Raw genomic sequence first — 18,514 nt, 5'->3', positions numbered from 1 at the left:
CCGTCGCCGCAAGGCCGAAGCCAACCCGTGGGGCGAGGGCGCCACGACGCTGGAGTGGACGCTGAGCTCGCCGCCGCCGTTCCACCAGTTCAACGAACTGCCGGTCATCAAGCCCGACGCGCACCACTAAGGGCCTGATCCTGACCAAGCTCTGGAGCCGGTCGCTCTTCGGAAGGATTTCCTTCTGGTGGGCGGCCGGCTTCGTCGTTCTGGCGCTGACCACCTGGCTGCGAACCCGCGACGGCGTCCCATCCACCTCGGGCCATGACGCGAGCGACGCTCTCGCCGACATGTTCTACGTCAGGGCGCATCTGCTCTTCTTTGCGGTGATTGGCGGCGCGGCGACCGTGTTTGCGGTGGCCTACTTCGCGCTCGAGCGGCTCCAACGCGGACGATATCGGCGTGTGCTGGGCGGGCTACACTTCGCTATGACGACGCTCGGCGTGATCTTACTGACGCCGGCGATCACGATCCTGGCCTTCGGTGTGCTCCCGGCCGGCGCCGCGGATATCGCGGCGGCCTTCCGCGCTTGGACCGTCGTGGCCGGCGCCGGCTACGGACTGGTCCTCGCGGCGCAGGTCTTTTTCGTCGCGGTCCTCATCGACGCCTTTCGCCGGGGCCCCCATCTGCGCTAGAGAGCGCCACCCCGCATTCAGGTGTATCGTCGATGGCCATGGCTACGGCCCCAACCTCCGTTCGCGCGCCGGCGCGCTGGCAGGACTTCCTGCAACTCCTGAAGCCGCGCGTGATGTCGCTCGTGGTTTTCACGGCGCTGACGGGGCTCGTCTGCGCGCCCGAGCACCTGAACCCCATCCTGGGCGCGGTCGCGATCCTCTGCATCGCCGTGGGCGCCGGAGCCAGCGGCGCGCTCAACATGTGGTACGACGCCGACATCGACGCCGCGATGCGCCGCACACGGGGCCGCCCGGTGCCGGCGGGCCGGGTGCAGGGCGCCGACGCCCTGGCGCTGGGTATCGTGCTCTCGCTGCTGTCGGTGATGCTGATGGGCGTGGGCGTGAACTGGTTCGCCGCCGGGCTGCTCGCCTTCACCATCGTCTTCTACGCCGTCGTCTACACGATGTGGCTGAAGCGCTGGACGGCGCAGAACATCGTCATCGGCGGGCTGGCCGGCGCGCTGCCGCCGGTGATCGGCTGGGCCGCCGCCACGGGCACGGCGCCGCTGAACGCCTGGCTGCTCTGCGCCATCATCTTCATGTGGACGCCGCCGCACTTCTGGGCGCTGTCGCTCTACACGTCCGAGGACTACGCCAAGGCCGGCGTGCCGATGATGCCGGTGGTGAAGGGCGCGAAGTCCACCCGCGCGCAGATCCTGGTCTACAGCCTGCTGCTGATCCCGGTTTGCGTGGCGCCCGCCTTCACCGGCCTGGGCGGCGCGGCCTACCTGGGCGTCTCATCGCTGGGCGGGCTGGTGTTCCTGCTGCTGGCCTGGCGGCTGTTCCGCAGCCATGCGGGCGAGGCGGCCGATCCGCGCAACGACGACGGGCTCTACGACGTCCGCGCCGGGGCCCGCGACGCGCGCAACCTGTTCGCCTTCTCGATCCTGTACCTGGCTCTCATGTTCGCCACCCTGCTGGGCGAGCACCTCGCGGGCCTGAAGCCGCTGGAGTTCCTCTAGATGAGCGACCCGAACCTCGAGGGCGAGGATTTCCGCAGGGCGCGCCGCGGCCGCAACATCGCGATCGCCGTGGGCCTCGCCGTGTTCGTGATCCTCGTCTATGTCGTCACCATCGTGAACATGGGATCCGATGTCCTCCACCGGCCCCTCTGATCCGTCCGCCATCGACCAGAAGGCGCGGAACAAGCGCGTCGCCATCATCTGCGCGACGGCCTTCTTCGGCATGATCGGCGCGGCCTACGCGGCGGTGCCGCTCTACAAGCTGTTCTGCCAGGTGACCGGCTTCGACGGGGCCACGCGGCGCGCCGAGCAGGCGTCGGCCCACGTGCTCGACAAGACGCTGACCATCCGCTTCGACGCCAACGTCCGCGACCTGCCCTGGAGCTTCAGCGCCGTGCAGACGGCGCAGACCGCGAAGATCGGCGAGACGAAGATCGCCTTCTTCAAGGTGACCAACAACTCGGACAAGCCGATCACCGCGCGCGCCGTCTACAACGTCGTGCCCGAGCAGGCGGGACCCTACTTCCAGAAGCTCGAGTGCTTCTGCTTCTCGGACCAGACGATCGCGCCGAGGGCCACGGTCGAGATGCCCGTGCTCTATTTCATCGACCCGAAGTACGCCCAGGACCTGAACACCAGAGGCAAGCCCGAGGTGACCCTGAGCTACACCTTCTTCCCGGCCATCGACGGCAAGGCGCAGGCCGAGGCCGCCCCGAAGAAGCCCGCCAAAATAGGCTGAGGCGGCCCCCGGACCCGGCGGCGTCCGCCCCCGGGGAGCATGCCGGCTGCGCGCCGGCGGAGCCCGGGAGGACAACCGGGTGACGCGGCGGGCGCGGACATGGGGCTTTTTCGGCCCCATTCCCCCTTGGCGAACCCTTCTGGGCAGGGCTATAGCGTCCCGCAGCTAGGACTGCGCGCGACTCTGTCTCGTGCGGGGGTTTATCTAAGGGGTTGAGAGCGCGATGGCCGCCGGCGTGAAGCACGACTACCACCTGGTCAATCCGAGCCCGTGGCCGCTGGTCGGCTCGATCGCGGCGACGGTGATGGCCATGGGTGGCGTGATGTGGATGAAGGGCCTGTTCGGCCAGCCGCAGCACACGTCGTGGCTGTTCTTCGCCGGCCTCGCCGGCGTGCTCTTCACCATGGTGGGCTGGTGGTCCGACGTGGTGAAGGAAGCCAACGAGGGCGACCATACCCCGGTGGTTTCGATCGGCCTGCGCTACGGCATGGTGCTGTTCATCGCCTCGGAGGTGATGTTCTTCGTCGCGTGGTTCTGGATCTTCTTCGAGATGGCCCTGTTCCACGGCAACCGCACGCTGGCGCCGATCAGCGAGGTGGCCGAGGCGTGGAAGACCTTCCCGCCCGCGGGCGTCGAGACGGTCCCGGCCTTCCAACTGCCGCTGGTCAATACGCTGACCCTGCTGCTCTCGGGCACGACGGTCACCTGGGCGCACCACGCGCTGCAGCAGGGCGACCGCCGGAGCGCCAAGATCGGGCTCGCGCTGACCGTCGCCCTGGGCATCCTGTTCACGGCGATCCAGGCCTACGAGTACAGCCACATCTTCGGCCACCACTACTTCTTCGGCGAAGGCAAGGAGAACTCGGGCCTCTACGGTTCGTCGTTCATCATGGCCACCGGCTTCCACGGCTTCCACGTGCTGGTGGGCACCATCTTCCTGATCGTCTGCCTGGCCCGCCTGATGGGCACCGGCTTCTCGCCGAGGCAGCACTTCGGCTTCGAGGCGGCGGCCTGGTACTGGCACTTCGTCGACGTGGTGTGGCTCTTCCTGTTCGCCTTCATCTACGTGATCTTCGGCGGGGCCGGGCACTAGCGGCGACCCGTGTGAGCGAGCCCAATCCGCTGCTTTCGGGGCTGGCCGGACGCTGCCCCAACTGCGGAGAGGGCTTCCTCTTCGACGGTTTCCTGAAGGTGGCGCCGGCCTGCGAGGTCTGCGGCTACGACTTCGCCAAGGCGGATTCGGGCGACGGCCCGGCGGTCTTCATCATCCTGATCGCCGGCTTCGGCGTCGGCTTCGCCGCGCTGATCACGGAATTCACCATCCACCCGCCGATATGGGTGCATCTGATCCTGTGGCTGCCGCTGACGCTCATCGTGTCGCTGGGGCTGATGCGACCGCTGAAGGGCGTGATGCTGGCGGCGCAGTTCATGAACCGGGCGGCCGAAGCGCGCCATGACGACTGAGGCGCACCGGCGTTTTCCGGTGGGGCTGACGGTGGCGACCGCGATCGCTTTCGCCATCCTGATGGCGCTGGGGACCTGGCAGGTCCAGCGGCTGCGCTGGAAAGAGGATCTGCTGGCGCGGATCGCGGCGCTGCAGGCGGCCGAGCCCCAGGCGCTGGACACCGTGCTGGCTCGCGTTTCCAACGGCGGCGACGGCGACTTCACGCGTGTCGAGGCCGTGTGCGCGGGCCTCGCGAGCGCGCCCTATCTCGAACTGTACTCCGTGCGCGACGGCCAGGCGGGCTCGCGGCTGATCTCGGCGTGCCGCGTGGCGGGCGGGCGGTCCGGGAGCATCCTGGTGGACCGCGGCTTCGTGGCCGACACGGTCTCGGCGCGACCCCCGGTCGACGCGGCCGCCACGGCGCCGATGGCCATCTTCGGCGTGCTGCGCAAACCCGAGACGGGCAACCTGTTCTCGCCGCAGAACACCCCCGAGCGCTGGTACACGCGCGACGTCGCCGCCATGGCCGCGGCGCTGAAGGCGCCGGAGCCCGCGCCGCTGTTCCTGATGGCGGAGACCTCCAGCAATCCGGAGTGGAAGGCGCTGGTCCCGGCGCCGATCCCGGCCGACATCCCGAACCGGCACCTGGAGTACGCGCTCACCTGGTACGGCCTTGCGGCGGCCCTGCTCGGCGTCTATGCCGCCCTGCTCCTGAAACGGCGGAAGGCCTGATGCGCTACGTCTCCACCCGCGGCCGGGCCCCTTCGGTCGGCTTCACCGACGCGGTGCTGGGCGGGCTCGCGCCCGACGGCGGCCTCTACGTGCCCGAAGCGTGGCCGACCTTCACCAAGGCCGAACTCGCGGCGTTCGCGGGCCAGCCCTACGCCAGGGTCGCCGCCGCCGTGCTGGGCAAGTTCGCGGGCGACGAGATCGCGCCGGCCGACCTGGCGGCCATGTGCGAAGAGGCCTACGCCACCTTCAGCCACAAGGCCGTGGTCCCGATGACGCAGATCGGGCCGCAGACCTTCATCGCCGAACTGTTCCACGGGCCCAGCCTCGCCTTCAAGGACGTGGCGATGCAGATCCTGGCCCGGCTCTACGACCATTTCCTGGGCCAGCAGAAGCGCAGGCAGACGATCCTGTGCGCGACGTCGGGCGACACCGGCGGCGCGGCCGTCGAGGCGTTCCGCGGCGCGAAGAACGTGCGCGTGGTGGCCATGTTCCCGGAGGGCCGGATCAGCGAGGTCCAGCGGCGCTACATGACCACCGCGCCCGAGGCCAACATCGCCTGCGTCTCGGTGCAGGGCACCTTCGACGACTGCCAGGCGATCCTGAAGGACGCCTTCCAGGACCCGGTGCTGCGCCAGGCCGTCGACCTCGCGGCGGTGAACTCGATCAACTTCGCACGCATCGCCGCGCAGGCCGTCTACTACTTCACCACCGCCGCGGCGCTGGGCGCGCCGGACCGGGCCGTCAACTTCGTCGTCCCATCGGGCAACTTCGGCGACGCCTTCGCGGGCTTCGTGGCCATGCAGATGGGCCTGCCGGTGAAGCGGATCGTGGTGGCCACCAACTCGAACGACATCCTGGCGCGCGCCTTCGCCGACGGCCGCTATTCGCGGGGCACGGTGCAGGCGACGCTGTCGCCGGCGATGGACATCCAGTCGGCGTCCAACTTCGAGCGGCTCTATTTCGAGGGTGTGCAGCGCAACGCCACCGACACCGCCCGCGCCTTCGAGGCCTTCGCCAAGGCCGGGGTCATCGACATCCCGCCCGGCGCGCTCTCGGCCATGCAGGCGACCTTCACCGGCGTCGCGATCGGCGAGGACGAGACCGTGAAGACCATCGTCTCGACGCTGAACGAAACCGGCGAGCTGATCGACCCCCACACCGCCGTCGCCGTCGCGGCGCTGACCCACGTCAGGCTCGACGGCCCGACCGTCGTGCTCTCCACCGCGCATCCGGCCAAGTTCCCGGAAGACGTGGCGAAGGCCTCTGGCGTGACGCCGCAGGCGCCGCGCGGCGCGGCCGACCTCGCGGGCCGCAAGGAGCGGTTCGACCGCCTTCCCGCCGAGGCGGACACCATCAAGGCCTACGTCCGCGCCTTCGCGGAAGGCTGAGGCTTGGCCCCGAGAGTCCATACGCTGGGCAACGGCGTCCGCGTGGTCTGCGACCCGCTGCCGGGCTGGCAGACGGTGGCGTTGTCGGTGGTGGCCGGGCGCGGCGCGCGGTTCGAGGACGAAGGCCGCTCGGGCTGGTCGCACCTGCTCGAGCACATGGTGTTCAAGGGAGCGGGCGGGCGTTCCGCGCGGGACATCGTCGAGGCGATCGAGGCCGAGGGCGGCCACATCAACGCCGCCACCGGCTACGAGCGCACCAGCTTCCAGGTCCGTGCGCTGAAGGACGGGCTGGACCTCGGCTCGGCCGTGATCGCCGATCTCGTGCAGCGCCCGACGATGGACGCCGGCGATCTCGCGCGGGAGAAGCAGGTGGTGGGCCAGGAGATCGCCGAGGCGGCCGACACGCCCGACGACCTGGTGTTCGAGCTGGCGCAGGACGCTGCGTTCGACGGCCAGCCGCTGGGCCGCCCGATCCTGGGGACGACCGGCTCGATCCGGCGTGCGACGCCCGAGACCCTGGGCGCCTGGCGCGCGGCCCTCTACGCACCCGACGGCCTGGTGGTCAGCGCCGCCGGCGCGGTGGACGAGGACGAGCTCCTGAAGCTGGCCGAGCGCGACTTCGGCGGCCCCGGCGCGCCGGGCGTCGGCGATGCGCAGCCGGCGGCGTTCGTGGGCGGCGTGCGCACGCTCGCCAAGCGGCTGGAGCAGGCCAACGTCGTGCTGCTGCTGCCGGCCGTGGGGGTCATGAATCCGGACTACTTCGCGCTGCGCCTCCTGGCCGAGATCCTGGGCGGCGGGATGGCGTCGCGGCTGTTCCAGGAGGCGCGGGAGAAGCGCGGGCTGGCCTACGCCATCGACGCCTATTCCGAGACCTACGCCGACACCGGCGCGCTGGGCGTCTTCGCCGGTTGCGACGCCAAGGACGCGGCCGAACTGGCGCAGGTGACCGTGGCCGAGCTGCGTGCGCTGACCGAGCCGGTGGGCGCGGCCGAGCTGGCCCGGGCGAAGGCGCAGTTGAAGGGCGCGATGTTCATGGGCCGCGAGTCGGCGCTGGCGCGCGCCGAGCAGGCGGCCGGCCAGGTGCTGCTGTTCGGCCGGACGCTCGACCCGCAGGACGTGGTCGCCGAGGTCGACGCCGTGACGGCGGAGCAGCTCGCGGCGCTGACCGCGAAGATCCTCGCGCCGCGCAAGGCGGCCGTCGCGATCCTCGGCCCGAAGGCCGCGCTGGCCGCGGCCGACGTCTTCCACGAAGCGCTGACGGCCTAGGCCGCCGGATCAGGCTGCCGGATTCTGGCCGATCACCTTGCTGAGCGCGTCGAGGTAGGCGGCGAAGGCCTTGCGGCCTGTGGGGGTGATGCGGACCTGGGTGCGGGGTTTGCGGCCCAGGAACCCCTTCTCGATGGTGACGTAGGCCGCCTCCTCCAGCTTGCGCAACTGGACGGAGAGGTTGCCCTGGGTGACGTCCAGGACGGACTTCAGCTCGTTGAAGTCGGCCACTTCCGCGTTGGCCAGATAGGCCATGACCCCCAGCCGCAGGCGGCCGTGGATGACATCGTCGATCTTGCCGATGTCGAAGCGGGGCCCCATCAGACCGTCCGGGCCTGACGCATCAGGACGAGGCCGGGCGCCAGCATGAAGGCGATGAAGCCGAGGCCGCCCGCGCCGATGAACAGCGCGAAGTTCGCGTAGGCCACGCCCACCGCCATGGCGCCCGCGGTCAGGAACCAGCCGAAGGCGACGACGGCGAACCAGGCTCGGCGCCGCAGCGCCCAGATCACCATCCAGGCCGTGCCCTGCAGCACCATCACCGTGCAGGGATAGATCAGCCAGATCGTGAGGCTCCGCTCGCGCCAGGCGACGAGGCCGATCACGAAGATCAGCACCAGGTTGGCGATGCCGATCGAGCTGAGGACCGCGGCGATGGCCCGGGCGATCGCCCCGCCCGCCGGGCGGCCGGCGCGCTGCTCGCGCACGATGATCCAGCTCAGCAGGGCGATGAAGACGAAGGTCGGGCCGATGCCGATGACCAGCGAGGGCAGGCCCGCGTCCGGCAGCCAGCCCAGCGCCTGGGCCGCGTGGGCCAGCATCTGGACGCCGTAGCAGAGGCCGGCGGCGAAGTAGGCTTCGCCGAACGAGCGCTGGAAGTTGCCGGGCGCCTCCACGAGCGCGCGCATGAAGGCCAGGTCGTCCTGGGCGGTCTTGCGGTTCATCGCGCCGTCTCCATCCGGCTCGCGGCGGGCCTGGGCGCGCGCCAGGGGACCCGGCGGCCGTTGAGCAGGCGGCCGAGGAAGGTGTGGCGGACGAGGAGTTCGTAGCTGGCGAACATCAGGGCGAATCCGATCGCCAGGACGACGCCGAACTTGGCCAGCGCCGGCCAGTCGAGGCGCGAGAGCCACGCCTGCAGGAAGATCACGAGCGGCAGATGCACGATGTAGATCCAGTACGACGAGTCGGCGATGTAGCGCCGCGCCGGGCTGTGGTCGGACAGGAACCTCAGCGCCAGTCCGATGACGGCGAAGGTCCACGTCCAGATCGCCAGCGCGTAGGCGAGGGCGTGGAAGGCCTTGAGCAGGCCGGGCTTGTCGGGGGTCACGACCGGGGCCACGCCCATCTGGGCCAGCAGGGCGACGGTCAGGGCGAGGGCGACGGCCAGGTTCAGCGGCCAGCGCTTCTGCATCTCGGAAAGCAGGCCCATCTGGCGGTGAAGGAGCCAGCCCAGCCCGAACGCGAGTCCGAACTGGACGGCGGCCGCCGAGTTGGGGATGAGGCTCTGGTCGGGTGTCGGCACGCCGAAGAACACTAGCCAGTCGGGCCGCGCGTAGAAGAGCCCGGCCGCCGGCAGCGCCAGGACGAGCGGCGCCAGCGGGCTCCCGAGCAGACCCGCGACCACCCGGTCGACCCGGGCGCGGAAGCCCCCGCCGGCGTCCAGCTTCGCCACGACGCCGCGCACGGCGAGGGTCGCCGCGTAGAGGATCAGGAGGGCGTACAGGAACCACAGGTGCGTCAGGGGGAAGGCGAGCGCCGGCGCCGCGCCCGAGGCGGCCGGCGTGGGCGGCGGCGACGTGGGGATCTGGCCGGTGGCGACGTAGATGGCGTAGACCGCGCCCCCGATGATCCCGGCGATCACCAGCGGCCAGAAGATCACCAGCGGCAGCGCGATGCGCAGGGCCCGGTCGCGGATGAAGGCGCGTGCGCCCTTCTTGCCGAAGCTCATGTGGGCGAAGAAGCCGGCGATCAGGAAGAAGGTCGTCATCCGGAACGTGTGCGACGCGAAGAACAGGGCCGAGAGCGCCATCGAGGACTCCGAGTCCTTCAGCACCCAGACCTGCGGGCCGGGGAGGAACGACATCGTCGCGTGGAACACGACGCCCAGCATCAGGGCGTAGCCGCGCACCGCATCCAGGCCGTGCAGGCGTTCGGAAGCCGGGCTCATGGACCTTCTCCACTCTCTCGAAGAGGCGCCGGACGCGGTCGCTCCCGCGCCCGGCGGAGGTTGCTCGAACGACGGGGCTTGGGAGCCGTCGTCGAACTGACATGTAGATCAACTAGTCTATGATGTAAACTAGTCTGCGAGCAGCGAAATTCCTGGCCTCTTGACCGTTGCGCGAATTGCGCGACGCTCGCCGCCATGGCCCTGCTGGACTGGATCGCGCCCGAGAGCGGCCTTCGAGTCGAAGGCGACGGCGTGCGCCTGCGTCCGCCGCGGGCGTCGGACTACGCCGAGTGGCGCGAGGTGAGGGCGGCGAGCCGGGCGTTCCTGCAGCCGTGGGAGCCGACCTGGCCGGCGGACGACCTTTCCCGGGCGGCGTTCCGGCGACGGCTCCTGGCTTACGCCCGGGACCGCGAGGCGGGGGTCGCCTATCCGTTCTTCGTGTTCCGCGCCTCGGACGAGGCGCTGAGCGGCGGCATCACGCTGTCGAACGTGCGGCGTGGCGTCGCGCAGATGGGGTCGGTGGGCTACTGGTGCGGCAAGTCCTACACGCGCCAGGGCCTGACGCTGGCGGCGGTCAGGGCCTTGTGCGAATTCGCCTTCCGGACCCTGGCCCTGCACCGGCTCGAAGCCGCCTGCATTCCGGAGAATGCGCCGTCCCGCACGCTTCTCAAAAAGGCGGGATTCGCCGAGGAAGGATTTGCTCAGGCTTATCTTAAAATTAACGGCGGCTGGCGAGACCATGTGCTGTTCGGCCGACTGAGTCCCTACCGGGATCTCGACGGGCCGGACGCGGGGGTGTCGGTCTAGGGACCGCCGCCCGGGACACGGGCTCGAACTCAGGACCGAATGGCCAACGACCGTTGGATGTGGGACGCCACGGCCACTCTGGAGGCCCTGGGCGCGGCGGAAGTCGCGCTTTGGGTCTGGGAGCCGGAGAAGGACCGCCTGCGGCTGACCGGCGCCACGCGCGCGATGGGTCTCGGCCCGCTCGCGCCCGACTGTTCGTCCGCCGCCCTGCGCGCCCTGGCCCTGCCGCAGGACCGCGCCGTGGCCGAGGACATCCTGCGCGTCCAGGAACCGGGCGGCGAAGTGGCGGTGCGCCTGCGGATGCGCGGCGGCGAGCCCTGCGTCTGGCGCGGCGTCTGGCTGGAGGAAGGCGTCCGTGCGGCGGGCGTGATCGCCGCCGAGGTCAGGTTCGCGGCCTCGGGCGTCGACCACCTGACCGGCCTGGCCGACCGCAAGAGCTTCATCACCGTCGCGCGCGAGCGCCTCGCCTCGCCCGGCCAGCACGAGCTGATCGTGGCCGACCTCGACCGCCTGCGCCGCCTGAACGAGGCGCTGGGCCACGAGCGCGCCGACCTGGTGCTGGCGGCGCTGGGCTCTCGCCTGGCCGCGGCCTTCCCGCCCGGCGCTCTGCTGGCCCGCATCGGCGAGGACGAGTTCGCCGCGCTCGCGCCCGCCGGCGTCTCGCCGGGCGCCGAGAGCCTGCGCCGCGCCCTGGAGCAGCCGCTCCGCGTCGCCGGCTTCGACATCCACCCCACGCTCTCCATCGGCGCCGTCGAGGCGAGCGGAGGCGAGGACGCGCCCGACGCGGCCGAACTCCTGCGCCGCGCCGAGCTCGCCGTGGAAGCCGCCAAGTCCAACGGCCGCGGCGGCGCCGCCGCGTATGGCCGCGGACTCGAGACCGACGGCCTGTCCCGCCTGGCGCTCGAGGGCGACCTCAAGGGCGCGCTGCGCCGGGGCGAGCTGACGCCGTTCTACCAGCCGATCGTGCGGCTCTCGACGGGCGCGCTGTCGGGCTTCGAGGCGCTGGTGCGCTGGCGCCACCCGCGCCGGGGCCTGCTGATGCCCGAGCAGTTCCTGCCGCTGCTGGACGAAATGGGCCTGATGGCCGACCTCGGCGCGATGATGATGCGCGAGGCGTCGACGCAACTGTCGACCTGGCGCAAGCGCCACCGCGCCGCGGGCGAGCTGACCGTCGCGGTGAACCTGTCGACCGGCGAGATCGACCGGCCCGACCTGGTGGCCGACGTCGAGCAGATCCGCCGCGACACCGACCTGCCGCCCGGGGCGCTGAAGCTGGAGGTGACCGAGGGCGACGTCATGCGCGATCCGGATCGCGCGGCCGTGATCCTCAAGACCCTGCGCTCGGCGGGCGCGGCGCTGGCGCTGGACGACTTCGGCACCGGCTTCTCGTCGCTGAGCTACCTGACGCGGCTGCCCTTCGACACGCTGAAGATCGACCGCTACTTCGTGCGCACCATGGCCACCAACGAGGGCTCGGCGAAGATCGTGTCGTCGGTGGTGAAGCTGGGCCAGGACCTGGCGATGGAGGTCGTGGCCGAGGGCGTCGAGAACGCCGGCATGGCCCGCCACCTGCTCTCGCTGGGGTGCGACTACGGCCAGGGCTTCGGCTACGCGCCGGCGCTCAGCGCCCAGGAGGCCGAGGTCTACCTCAACGAAAGCTACGTCGACGGCGCCGCCCCGGTGAAGGCGCGGGGCTGAGCGCATAACAGCGCCATGATTGATCCGTGACGCCGCGCGCCTAAAGTCGGTGCGGAGAGCGGGGACGGGTTCGTTGGGCGCCGGCAGCACGAGTTATGAGTTTGCGCCCGAGGAACGGCCGATGTTCCCGGGCTCGCTGTATTCGCCCCAGCACACCGGCGCCCGGCGCCTGGCCTATGCCGGCATGGCGGTCCTGACCGGCCTGACCGCGTCGTTCGGCAACGCCCTGGTGACGGTCAACGCGCCCAGTCTGGCCGGGCCGCTGGGACTCTACAGCGCCCAACTGGCCTGGCTTCCGGCGATCTACATCGCGTTCAACGCCACCGCGAACCTCAGCCTCGTGAAGGCCCGGACGCAGTTCGGCGTGCCGCGGGTGACCGCCGTGCTGCTGGTGGCCTATGCCCTGGCGGCCGGGCTGCAGCTCGCCTGGCCGACGTTCGCCGTCGCGGCCCTGACGCGGGCGGCCGCCGGCATGGCGGCCGCGGCGCTCGCGACGATGACGGTCTACGGCTTCCTGCAGGCGTTCCCCGCGAAGGTGCGGCCACTCGCGCTGATCTTCGGCATCAGCCTGTCGCAACTGGGTCCGGTGCTGGCGCGGATGACGCCGGTGGAGCTGGTGGTCGCCGACCACGGACGCGGCCTGCACCTGATGGAACTGGGCGTGGCGCTGGCGGCGCTGGCGGTGACGACGGTGGTCCGGCTGCCGCCGAGCGACCGGAGCCGGGTGTTCGAGCGGCTGGACTTCCTGACCATCGGGCTGACGATTCCGGGCATGCTGCTGCTGTGCGGCGTGCTGTCGCTGGGGCGGGTGCTGTGGTGGACCGACACGCCGTGGCTCGGCTGGGCCCTGGCGGGGGCGATCCCGCTGCTCATGGCCGTCGCGGTCATCGAGCACTACCGCGCCCGGCCGCTGCTGCAGACGCGGTGGATCGGCACGGTCGACATGATGCGCTTCGCCGCCGTGGCGGTCCTCGTGCGCGTGGCGCTGGCCGAACAGACCTATGGCTCGGTGGGCCTGCTCACTTCGGGCGGCCTCAACAACGACCAGCTCCGGACGCTGTTCGCCGTCGTCGGCGGCGCGATGGCCCTGGGCATGGTGGTCGCCGCGCTCACCCTGTCGGAGCGCCGGATCCCCTACCAGGTGCTGGCGGCGGCCGCGATCATCGGGATCGCGGCCTGGCTCGACAGCCATGCGAACAACCTGACCCGGCCCGGGCAGCTCTACCTGAGCCAGGCGATGATCGGGTTCGGCACGACGCTCTTCCTCGGCCCGGCCATGCTCTACGGCTTCCAGCGCATGGTGGCGCGCGGCGGCGACCATCTCGTGACGTTCGTGGTGGTGTTCAGCATGACCCAGAACCTCGGCGGCCTGGCCGGATCGGCGCTGCTGGGCACCTATCAGACGATCGCCGCGCGGGCGCACGCCGCGGCGCTCTCCGAGCACGTCAACGCCTTCGACCCGCAGGTGGCGGCGCGGATCCAGGCGGGCGCCTCGTCGCTGTCGGGCGTGGTGGTCGATCCGCTGGCGCGCGGCGTACAGGGTGGCGGCCTCCTGGGCCAGGCGATCGCGCGCGAGGCCAACATCCTGGCGTTCAACGACACATTCCGGCTCGTGGCCCTGCTGGCGCTACTCACGGTCGTGTACGTCGCATACATCATCGTCTTCAACACGATCCGCCGCCGGCGCGCGGCAGCCGCGGAGCCTGCTGCATGACCGAGATCGACGCCGCCCCGCGCCCGGCCTGGAGGCCGTCGCAGCAGCGCCCCCTGGTCGTCGTGGCCGCCGTCCTGGCGGGGATCGTCGCGGTCGTCGCGGTGCTGAGCGTCTGGCGCCTGACGCCGTTCGGCCGCGGGAGCGAGACCACGGACAACGCCTACGTCCGCGGCCGCACGACCGTGATCGCGCCGCAGGTCAGCGGCTACGTGACCTATGTGGCGGTGAAGGACTATCAGACCGTCAGCGCGGGCCAGGTGCTGGCCGACGTCGACGACCGCGGCTACCAGGCGCGGCTCGCGCAGGCGCGGGCGGCCGTGGCCGCCGCGGAGGCCGCGCTCGCCAACAGCCAGCAGGCGCGCGCCTCGCGTTCGGCGGGCCTGGAGGGCCAGGCCGCGGCCCTCGCCAGCGCGCGGGCGCAACTGACGCGCGCCCGCGCCGACATGTCCCGCGCCGACGACCTCGTGCGCGACGGCTCGGTCTCGGTGCGCGAGCAGGACCAGACACGCGCCGCGCTCCGCCAGGCCGAGGCCCAGGTGCGCCAGGCGCTGGCCGCCAGCGAGATCGCCCGCCAGGACGTCCGCACCGTGGACGTCGGCCGTGGCGGGCTGGAGGCCAATGTGCAGTCGGCCCGTGCGGCGCTCGCCGCCGCGGAGGTCGACGTCGAGCATACGGTGATCCGCGCGCCCGAGGCCGGCCAACTGGGCGAGGTGGGCGCCCGGCTGGGCCAGTACGTGACCAACGGGGTGCAGTTGATGTCGCTGATCCCGCGCGACCGCTGGGTGATCGCCAACTTCAAGGAGGCGCAGACGGCGAAGATGGCCGTCGGCCAGCCGGTGACCTTCACGGTGGACGCGCTGGACGGTGCGAAGCTGCACGGCTACGTCGAGCGGATCTCCCCGGCCGCCGGCTCGGAGTTCTCGGTGCTGAAGCCGGACAACGCGACGGGCAACTTCGTGAAGGTGCCGCAGCGGATCGGCGTGCGCATCGCGATCGACCCCGACCAGCCGATGGCCGCGCGGCTGCGGCCCGGCATGTCGGTGACGGCGCGGGTGGACACGCGGAGCCACCGTTGAGGCGCCTCGCCGCCATCGCCGCCATCGCCGCGCTGACCGCCCTGGCCGCCTGCGCGGGGCCGCGCGCGCCGCCCCCGCCGGCCGCAGCGGTCACGGCGCCGCAGGCCTGGCGCGACGCGGCGCCCGGCGAAGCCGCGGGCGTGGATGCGCGCTGGTGGGCGGCGTTCGCCGACGACAGCCTGACCGCGGTGGTCGATCGCGCGCTGAGCAACAACACCGACATCGCGATCGCGGCGGGCCGGGTGGCCGAGGCGCGGGCGCAGTTCCGCCTCGCCGAGGCGCAGCGGTGGCCCAGCTTCGCGATCGCCGCCAGCGGCGGCCGGCAGCGCGACGTCAGCGCGTTCGGCGCGCCCCAGGCGCAGACCGCGGGCCGGGCGGTGGCGCAGGCCGCCTACGATACCGACCTCTTCGGCCGCCTGGCGGCGACGAGCGGCGCGGCGCGCGAGGCCCTGCTGGCCACCGAGGCGGCGCGCGACAACGTCCGCCTCGCCGTCGCCGCATCGGCCGCCGGCGGCTACATCACGCTGCGCGGGCTCGATGCGCGGCTCGTGGTGCTGCGCGAGACGGTGACGGCGCGCGAGGCCGCGCTGAAGCTGATCCGCCGTCGCGCCGAGGCGGGCTACGGGACCCAGCTCGACCTGCGGCAGGCCGAGGCCGACACCCGCGCCACGGCCCAGCAGATCCCGGTGGTGGAACTGGCGATCCGGCGGCAGGAGGGCGGGCTCAGCCTGCTGCTGGGCGACAATCCGCGGGCGATCGCGCGGGGCGCGGCGCTGGCGGCGCTGACCGGCCCTGCGATCCCGGCCGGCGTGCCGTCGGCGCTGCTGCGGCGGCGGCCCGACGTGGCGCAGGCCGAACATGTGCTGGCCGGCGCCGACCGGTCGCTGGACGCGGCGCGCGCGGCCTTCCTGCCGAACGTCCAGCTCACCGCCAGTGGCGGCTACGTCGCCTCGAACCTGCTGAGCGACGAGATCGGCGTCTTCTCGCTGGGCGGCAGCGTGCTGGCCCCGATCTTCGACACCGGCCGGCTGCGGGCCCAGCAGGACGCGGCCGTGGCCCGGCGCGACCAGGCCGCGTTCGCCTATCGCAAGACGGCGCTGAACGCGTTCCGCGAGGTGGAGGACGCGCTGGCCGCCACGCAGCGGACGGCCGAGCAGGAGCGGGAGGTCACCGCGCAGCGCATGGCGCTCGCCGAAGCCTACCGGCTGGCGGAGAGCCGCTACCGGGCGGGCTATTCGCCCTACCTCGACCAACTGGAGGCGCAGCGCGGGCTGCTGGCGGCGGAGCTCCTGCTGGTCCAGGTGCGGGCCGACCGGCTGAACGCGGCGGTCTCGCTCTACCAGGCGCTGGGCGGCGGCTGGTCGGCGGCTACGCCCGACCGCCCTCCGCGCTGAGGAACTTGGGGTCGATCCGCAGCTTGGCGAGGGCGCGGGTCCACTTGCTCCCGTAGTCGTCGTCGAAGACGAGATCCTCGTCGGCCGGGCAGGTCAGCCAGACATTGTGGCGGAGTTCGTTCTCCAGTTGCCCCGCGCCCCAGCCGGCGTAGCCCAGGGCCAGGATCGCGCGCCGGGGCTGGCGGTTGTGGCTGCCCATCGCCTCCAGCACCTCGCGGGTGGCGGTGAGCGCCAGCCCGCCCTCGACGTCGAGGCTGTGTTCGGCGTGATAGTCGTCGGTGTGGAGCACGAAGCCGCGCTCGATCTCCACGGGCCCGCCCATGAGCACCAGGTCGTCGCCCAGCTCGGCGGTGACGCCGATCTCCAGCCGCTGCATCAGGTCGGGCACCGTCAGGCCGTCCAGGGGCCGGTTGACCGCGATGCCCATGGCGTGGTCGGCGTCGTGCGCGCAGACGAGGATGAGCGACCGCTCGAACCGGGGATCGCCGATCCCGGGCATGGCGATGAGCATCTGGCCGTTGAGGAAGGCGCCTTCCATCCCGCTCAGGATTCTGCGGGAACGTGGCGACTTCAAGGGCGCAGCGGCCGTATCCGAGAAATCCTGGTCGCCGCCGGACGGCTTTCCCGGTTATCTGCGCTCCGAACCTTTCGAAGGAGACCGAGAATGACCATCAAGGTTGGCGACAAGCTTCCCAGCATGACCCTCACCCAGGCGACGGCCGAAGGGCCGAAGCCGGTCAGCACCGACGACTTCTTCAAGGGCAGGACCGTGGCGCTGTTCGCGGTGCCGGGCGCCTTCACGCCGACCTGCTCGGCCAAGCACCTGCCGGGCTTCAAGCAGCACGCGCCCGACCTGAAGGGCAAGGGCGTCGACGCCATCGCCTGCCTGTCGGTGAACGACGCGTTCGTGATGCGCGCCTGGGGCGAGGACCAGGCGGTCGGCGAGGACATCGTCATGCTGGCCGACGGCAACGGCGACTTCACCAAGGCCGTGGGCCTGGAGCTGGACGGCAGCCGCTTCGGCATGGGCCCGCGCTCGCAGCGCTATTCCATGGTGGTGAAGGACGGCGTGGTGAAGGAGCTCAACGTCGAGCAGGGCGGCGAATTCAAGGTCTCCGCCGCCGACTACATGCTGGCGCAGCTCTGATGACGGCGCGGGGTCTCGGTCTCGTCCTCGCGGCGACGATGGCGTTCGCGCCCGCCGTGGCCGGCGCGAAGGGACCCCGCGTGAACTCGGACGAGTACAGGAAGAGCTGGGGCGTCGAGGCCATCGGGGCGCGGGCGGCCTACGACGCGGGCCTCAGCGGCAAGGGCGTGACCGTCGCTCTGGTCGACTGCGGGCTGAGCCAGGCCCAGCGCGAACTGATGCGCAACGTCTCCCGGCGCTCTCGCGACGTGGTCGAGGGCCGCACCATGCCGGTGATCGACCGGCACGCGAGCTATGTGGCGGGGCCGCTGGCCTCGGCGCTGGACGGGCGCGGCATGGTGGGCGTGGCCTACAACGCCACCGTCATCGAGATCCGGGCCGACGTGGACGGCGGCGGCGAGGGAGGCGCTTGCGCCTTCAAGCCCAGCGACCTGGCCCGCGCGCTGGACTATGCGGCCGAGCAGAAGGCGCGGATCGTGGTGCTGCCGCTGCAGCACGGCAAGCCGCTGGGCGCGCGGTTCGAGGCGTCGTTGCAGCGGCTGGTGGACGGCGGCGCGGTGGTGGTGATCGCCGCGGGCAACCGCAACGGACCCGACCCCAGTTGGCCCGCGCGATACGCCATCGACCCGCGCTACCAGGGCGCGATCGTCGTGGCGGGGGCGTCGAGCTACTACGGCATGATCACCAGTTGGTCGAACCGGGCGGGACAGGTGAAGACCTGGTTCGTCGCCGCGCCGGGCGAGTGGGTGCTGACCGACTGCACGGGCAAGTGCAAGCTGGTCTCGGGCACCTCGTTCTCGACCTCCTACGTCGCCGGCGCCCTGGCGCTGATGATGGAGGCCTGGCCGCAGACCAGCGGTCGCGACCTGATCCAGCGCCTGCTGGCCACGGCGCGCGACGAAGGCCCGGCCGGCGTGGACGAGGTCTACGGCCGTGGCGTCCTGGAGGTGGCCCGCGCCTTCGGCGGCTGAGGGCCCCCAGTGAACGTCATGGCCGGGCCTGTCCCGGCCATCCAGACGTGCAGACGTGCGGAAGCGGCCCGCGGCGGGCGCCGCTGCGAGCTTGGTCGGGATCGGTGCTTCTGGATGGCCGGGACAGGCCCGGCCATGACGTTCGGGGGGAGTGGCGACGAGCGGGAGAGGCAGGACGCCCCGTCAGGCCGCCCGGTCAGGACGTGTCCGTCAGGCGCAAGGGGGCCGAGCCGGCGAGGAGGGCGGCGCGGCCCTTGGGGCGGCGTTCGGGGTCGAGGAGGGCCTCGGCCCTGGCGTAGCTCTTGCCGATCTTGCGCACGGCGGTCTCGACCGCG

21 protein-coding genes are annotated in these 18,514 nt (G+C 71.6%); 17 read left to right on the top strand and 4 right to left on the bottom strand.

Annotation, left to right across the window (positions count from 1 at the left end; translation table 11 throughout):
• The 10 genes from JNL41_RS02405 to JNL41_RS02360 form a co-directional block, all read left to right on the top strand.
• A partial coding sequence (locus JNL41_RS02405; protein WP_293472673.1) for a hypothetical protein occupies positions 1–130 on the top strand: 130 nt, incomplete at its 5' end.
• A gap of 160 nt (positions 131–290) precedes the next feature.
• Positions 291–635, top strand: a complete 345-nt coding sequence (locus tag JNL41_RS02400) for a hypothetical protein (protein WP_293472672.1) — start codon at positions 291–293, stop codon at positions 633–635.
• A gap of 32 nt (positions 636–667) precedes the next feature.
• A complete protein-coding gene (gene cyoE / locus JNL41_RS02395) occupies positions 668–1,636 on the top strand; it encodes a heme o synthase (RefSeq protein WP_293472671.1) in 969 nt (322 codons plus the stop codon).
• Positions 1,637–1,789: a hypothetical protein gene (locus JNL41_RS02390; protein WP_293472670.1), complete on the top strand. Its 153-nt coding sequence runs from the start codon at positions 1,637–1,639 to the stop codon at positions 1,787–1,789.
• Positions 1,767–2,375, top strand: a complete 609-nt coding sequence (locus JNL41_RS02385; RefSeq protein ID WP_293472669.1) for a cytochrome c oxidase assembly protein — start codon at positions 1,767–1,769, stop codon at positions 2,373–2,375. The genes JNL41_RS02390 and JNL41_RS02385 overlap by 23 nt, the downstream gene beginning before the upstream one ends.
• A gap of 223 nt (positions 2,376–2,598) precedes the next feature.
• On the top strand, positions 2,599–3,468 hold the full coding sequence (locus JNL41_RS02380) for a cytochrome c oxidase subunit 3 (RefSeq protein WP_293472668.1): 870 nt from the start codon (positions 2,599–2,601) through the stop codon (positions 3,466–3,468).
• 11 nt (positions 3,469–3,479) lie between these two features.
• Positions 3,480–3,839, top strand: a complete 360-nt coding sequence (locus JNL41_RS02375) for a DUF983 domain-containing protein (RefSeq protein WP_293472667.1) — start codon at positions 3,480–3,482, stop codon at positions 3,837–3,839.
• Positions 3,829–4,551 (top strand): SURF1 family cytochrome oxidase biogenesis protein, encoded by a 723-nt coding sequence (locus tag JNL41_RS02370; protein WP_293472666.1) that lies wholly within the window; start codon positions 3,829–3,831, stop codon positions 4,549–4,551. Before JNL41_RS02375 ends, JNL41_RS02370 begins: the two co-directional genes overlap by 11 nt.
• Positions 4,551–5,939, top strand: a complete 1,389-nt coding sequence (gene thrC / locus JNL41_RS02365; RefSeq protein ID WP_293472665.1) for a threonine synthase — start codon at positions 4,551–4,553, stop codon at positions 5,937–5,939. Before JNL41_RS02370 ends, thrC begins: the two co-directional genes overlap by 1 nt.
• Before the next feature lie 3 nt (positions 5,940–5,942).
• Positions 5,943–7,205: a pitrilysin family protein gene (locus JNL41_RS02360; RefSeq protein ID WP_293472664.1), complete on the top strand. Its 1,263-nt coding sequence runs from the start codon at positions 5,943–5,945 to the stop codon at positions 7,203–7,205.
• Positions 7,206–7,214: 9 nt separating this feature from the next.
• Here the strand turns inward: JNL41_RS02360 and JNL41_RS02355 are convergent, their stop codons facing one another.
• Genes JNL41_RS02355 through JNL41_RS02345 form a run of 3 tightly spaced genes read right to left on the bottom strand, consistent with a single transcriptional unit; the run spans position 7,215 to position 9,372 of the window.
• Entirely contained in the window at positions 7,215–7,526 is a 312-nt protein-coding gene (locus JNL41_RS02355; protein ID WP_293472663.1) for a transcriptional regulator, read from the bottom strand.
• The gene (locus JNL41_RS02350; RefSeq protein ID WP_293472662.1) at positions 7,526–8,149 is read right to left on the bottom strand and encodes a hypothetical protein; all 624 of its coding nucleotides are present in this window, start codon (positions 8,147–8,149) and stop codon (positions 7,526–7,528) included. Before JNL41_RS02350 ends, JNL41_RS02355 begins: the two co-directional genes overlap by 1 nt.
• Entirely contained in the window at positions 8,146–9,372 is a 1,227-nt protein-coding gene (locus tag JNL41_RS02345) for an acyltransferase family protein (protein ID WP_293472661.1), read from the bottom strand. The genes JNL41_RS02350 and JNL41_RS02345 overlap by 4 nt, the downstream gene beginning before the upstream one ends.
• 195 nt (positions 9,373–9,567) lie before the next feature.
• Between JNL41_RS02345 and JNL41_RS02340 the strand changes: the two genes are divergently transcribed.
• From JNL41_RS02340 to JNL41_RS02320, 5 genes are all read left to right on the top strand, one after another.
• On the top strand, positions 9,568–10,179 hold the full coding sequence (locus JNL41_RS02340; RefSeq protein WP_293472660.1) for a GNAT family protein: 612 nt from the start codon (positions 9,568–9,570) through the stop codon (positions 10,177–10,179).
• Positions 10,180–10,218: 39 nt separating this feature from the next.
• The gene (locus JNL41_RS02335; RefSeq protein ID WP_293472659.1) at positions 10,219–11,877 is read left to right on the top strand and encodes a bifunctional diguanylate cyclase/phosphodiesterase; all 1,659 of its coding nucleotides are present in this window, start codon (positions 10,219–10,221) and stop codon (positions 11,875–11,877) included.
• 121 nt (positions 11,878–11,998) lie between these two features.
• Complete coding sequence (locus tag JNL41_RS02330; protein WP_293472658.1) at positions 11,999–13,591, top strand: MFS transporter; 1,593 nt, start codon at positions 11,999–12,001, stop codon at positions 13,589–13,591.
• Entirely contained in the window at positions 13,588–14,667 is a 1,080-nt protein-coding gene (locus tag JNL41_RS02325; RefSeq protein ID WP_293472657.1) for an HlyD family secretion protein, read from the top strand. Before JNL41_RS02330 ends, JNL41_RS02325 begins: the two co-directional genes overlap by 4 nt.
• A complete protein-coding gene (locus tag JNL41_RS02320; RefSeq protein WP_293472656.1) occupies positions 14,664–16,061 on the top strand; it encodes an efflux transporter outer membrane subunit in 1,398 nt (465 codons plus the stop codon). Before JNL41_RS02325 ends, JNL41_RS02320 begins: the two co-directional genes overlap by 4 nt.
• Here JNL41_RS02320 and JNL41_RS02315 read toward each other — a convergent pair.
• Complete coding sequence (locus tag JNL41_RS02315) at positions 16,036–16,599, bottom strand: YqgE/AlgH family protein (protein WP_293472655.1); 564 nt, start codon at positions 16,597–16,599, stop codon at positions 16,036–16,038. The genes JNL41_RS02320 and JNL41_RS02315 overlap by 26 nt on opposite strands.
• A gap of 126 nt (positions 16,600–16,725) precedes the next feature.
• Here JNL41_RS02315 and JNL41_RS02310 point away from each other — a divergent pair, with 126 nt between their 5' ends.
• Positions 16,726–17,208, top strand: a complete 483-nt coding sequence (locus JNL41_RS02310) for a peroxiredoxin (protein WP_293472654.1) — start codon at positions 16,726–16,728, stop codon at positions 17,206–17,208.
• Positions 17,208–18,179, top strand: coding sequence for a S8 family peptidase (locus JNL41_RS02305; RefSeq protein ID WP_293472653.1), 972 nt, complete (start codon positions 17,208–17,210; stop codon positions 18,177–18,179). Before JNL41_RS02310 ends, JNL41_RS02305 begins: the two co-directional genes overlap by 1 nt.
• Positions 18,180–18,514: the final 335 nt, after the last annotated feature.

The organism is Phenylobacterium sp. (assembly GCF_016793285.1).
In the GTDB taxonomy this organism is placed as follows: Bacteria; Pseudomonadota; Alphaproteobacteria; order Caulobacterales; family Caulobacteraceae; genus Phenylobacterium.
The sequence above is the reverse complement of the archived record's forward strand: the minus strand, read 5'-3'. Positions and strand labels throughout refer to the sequence as shown.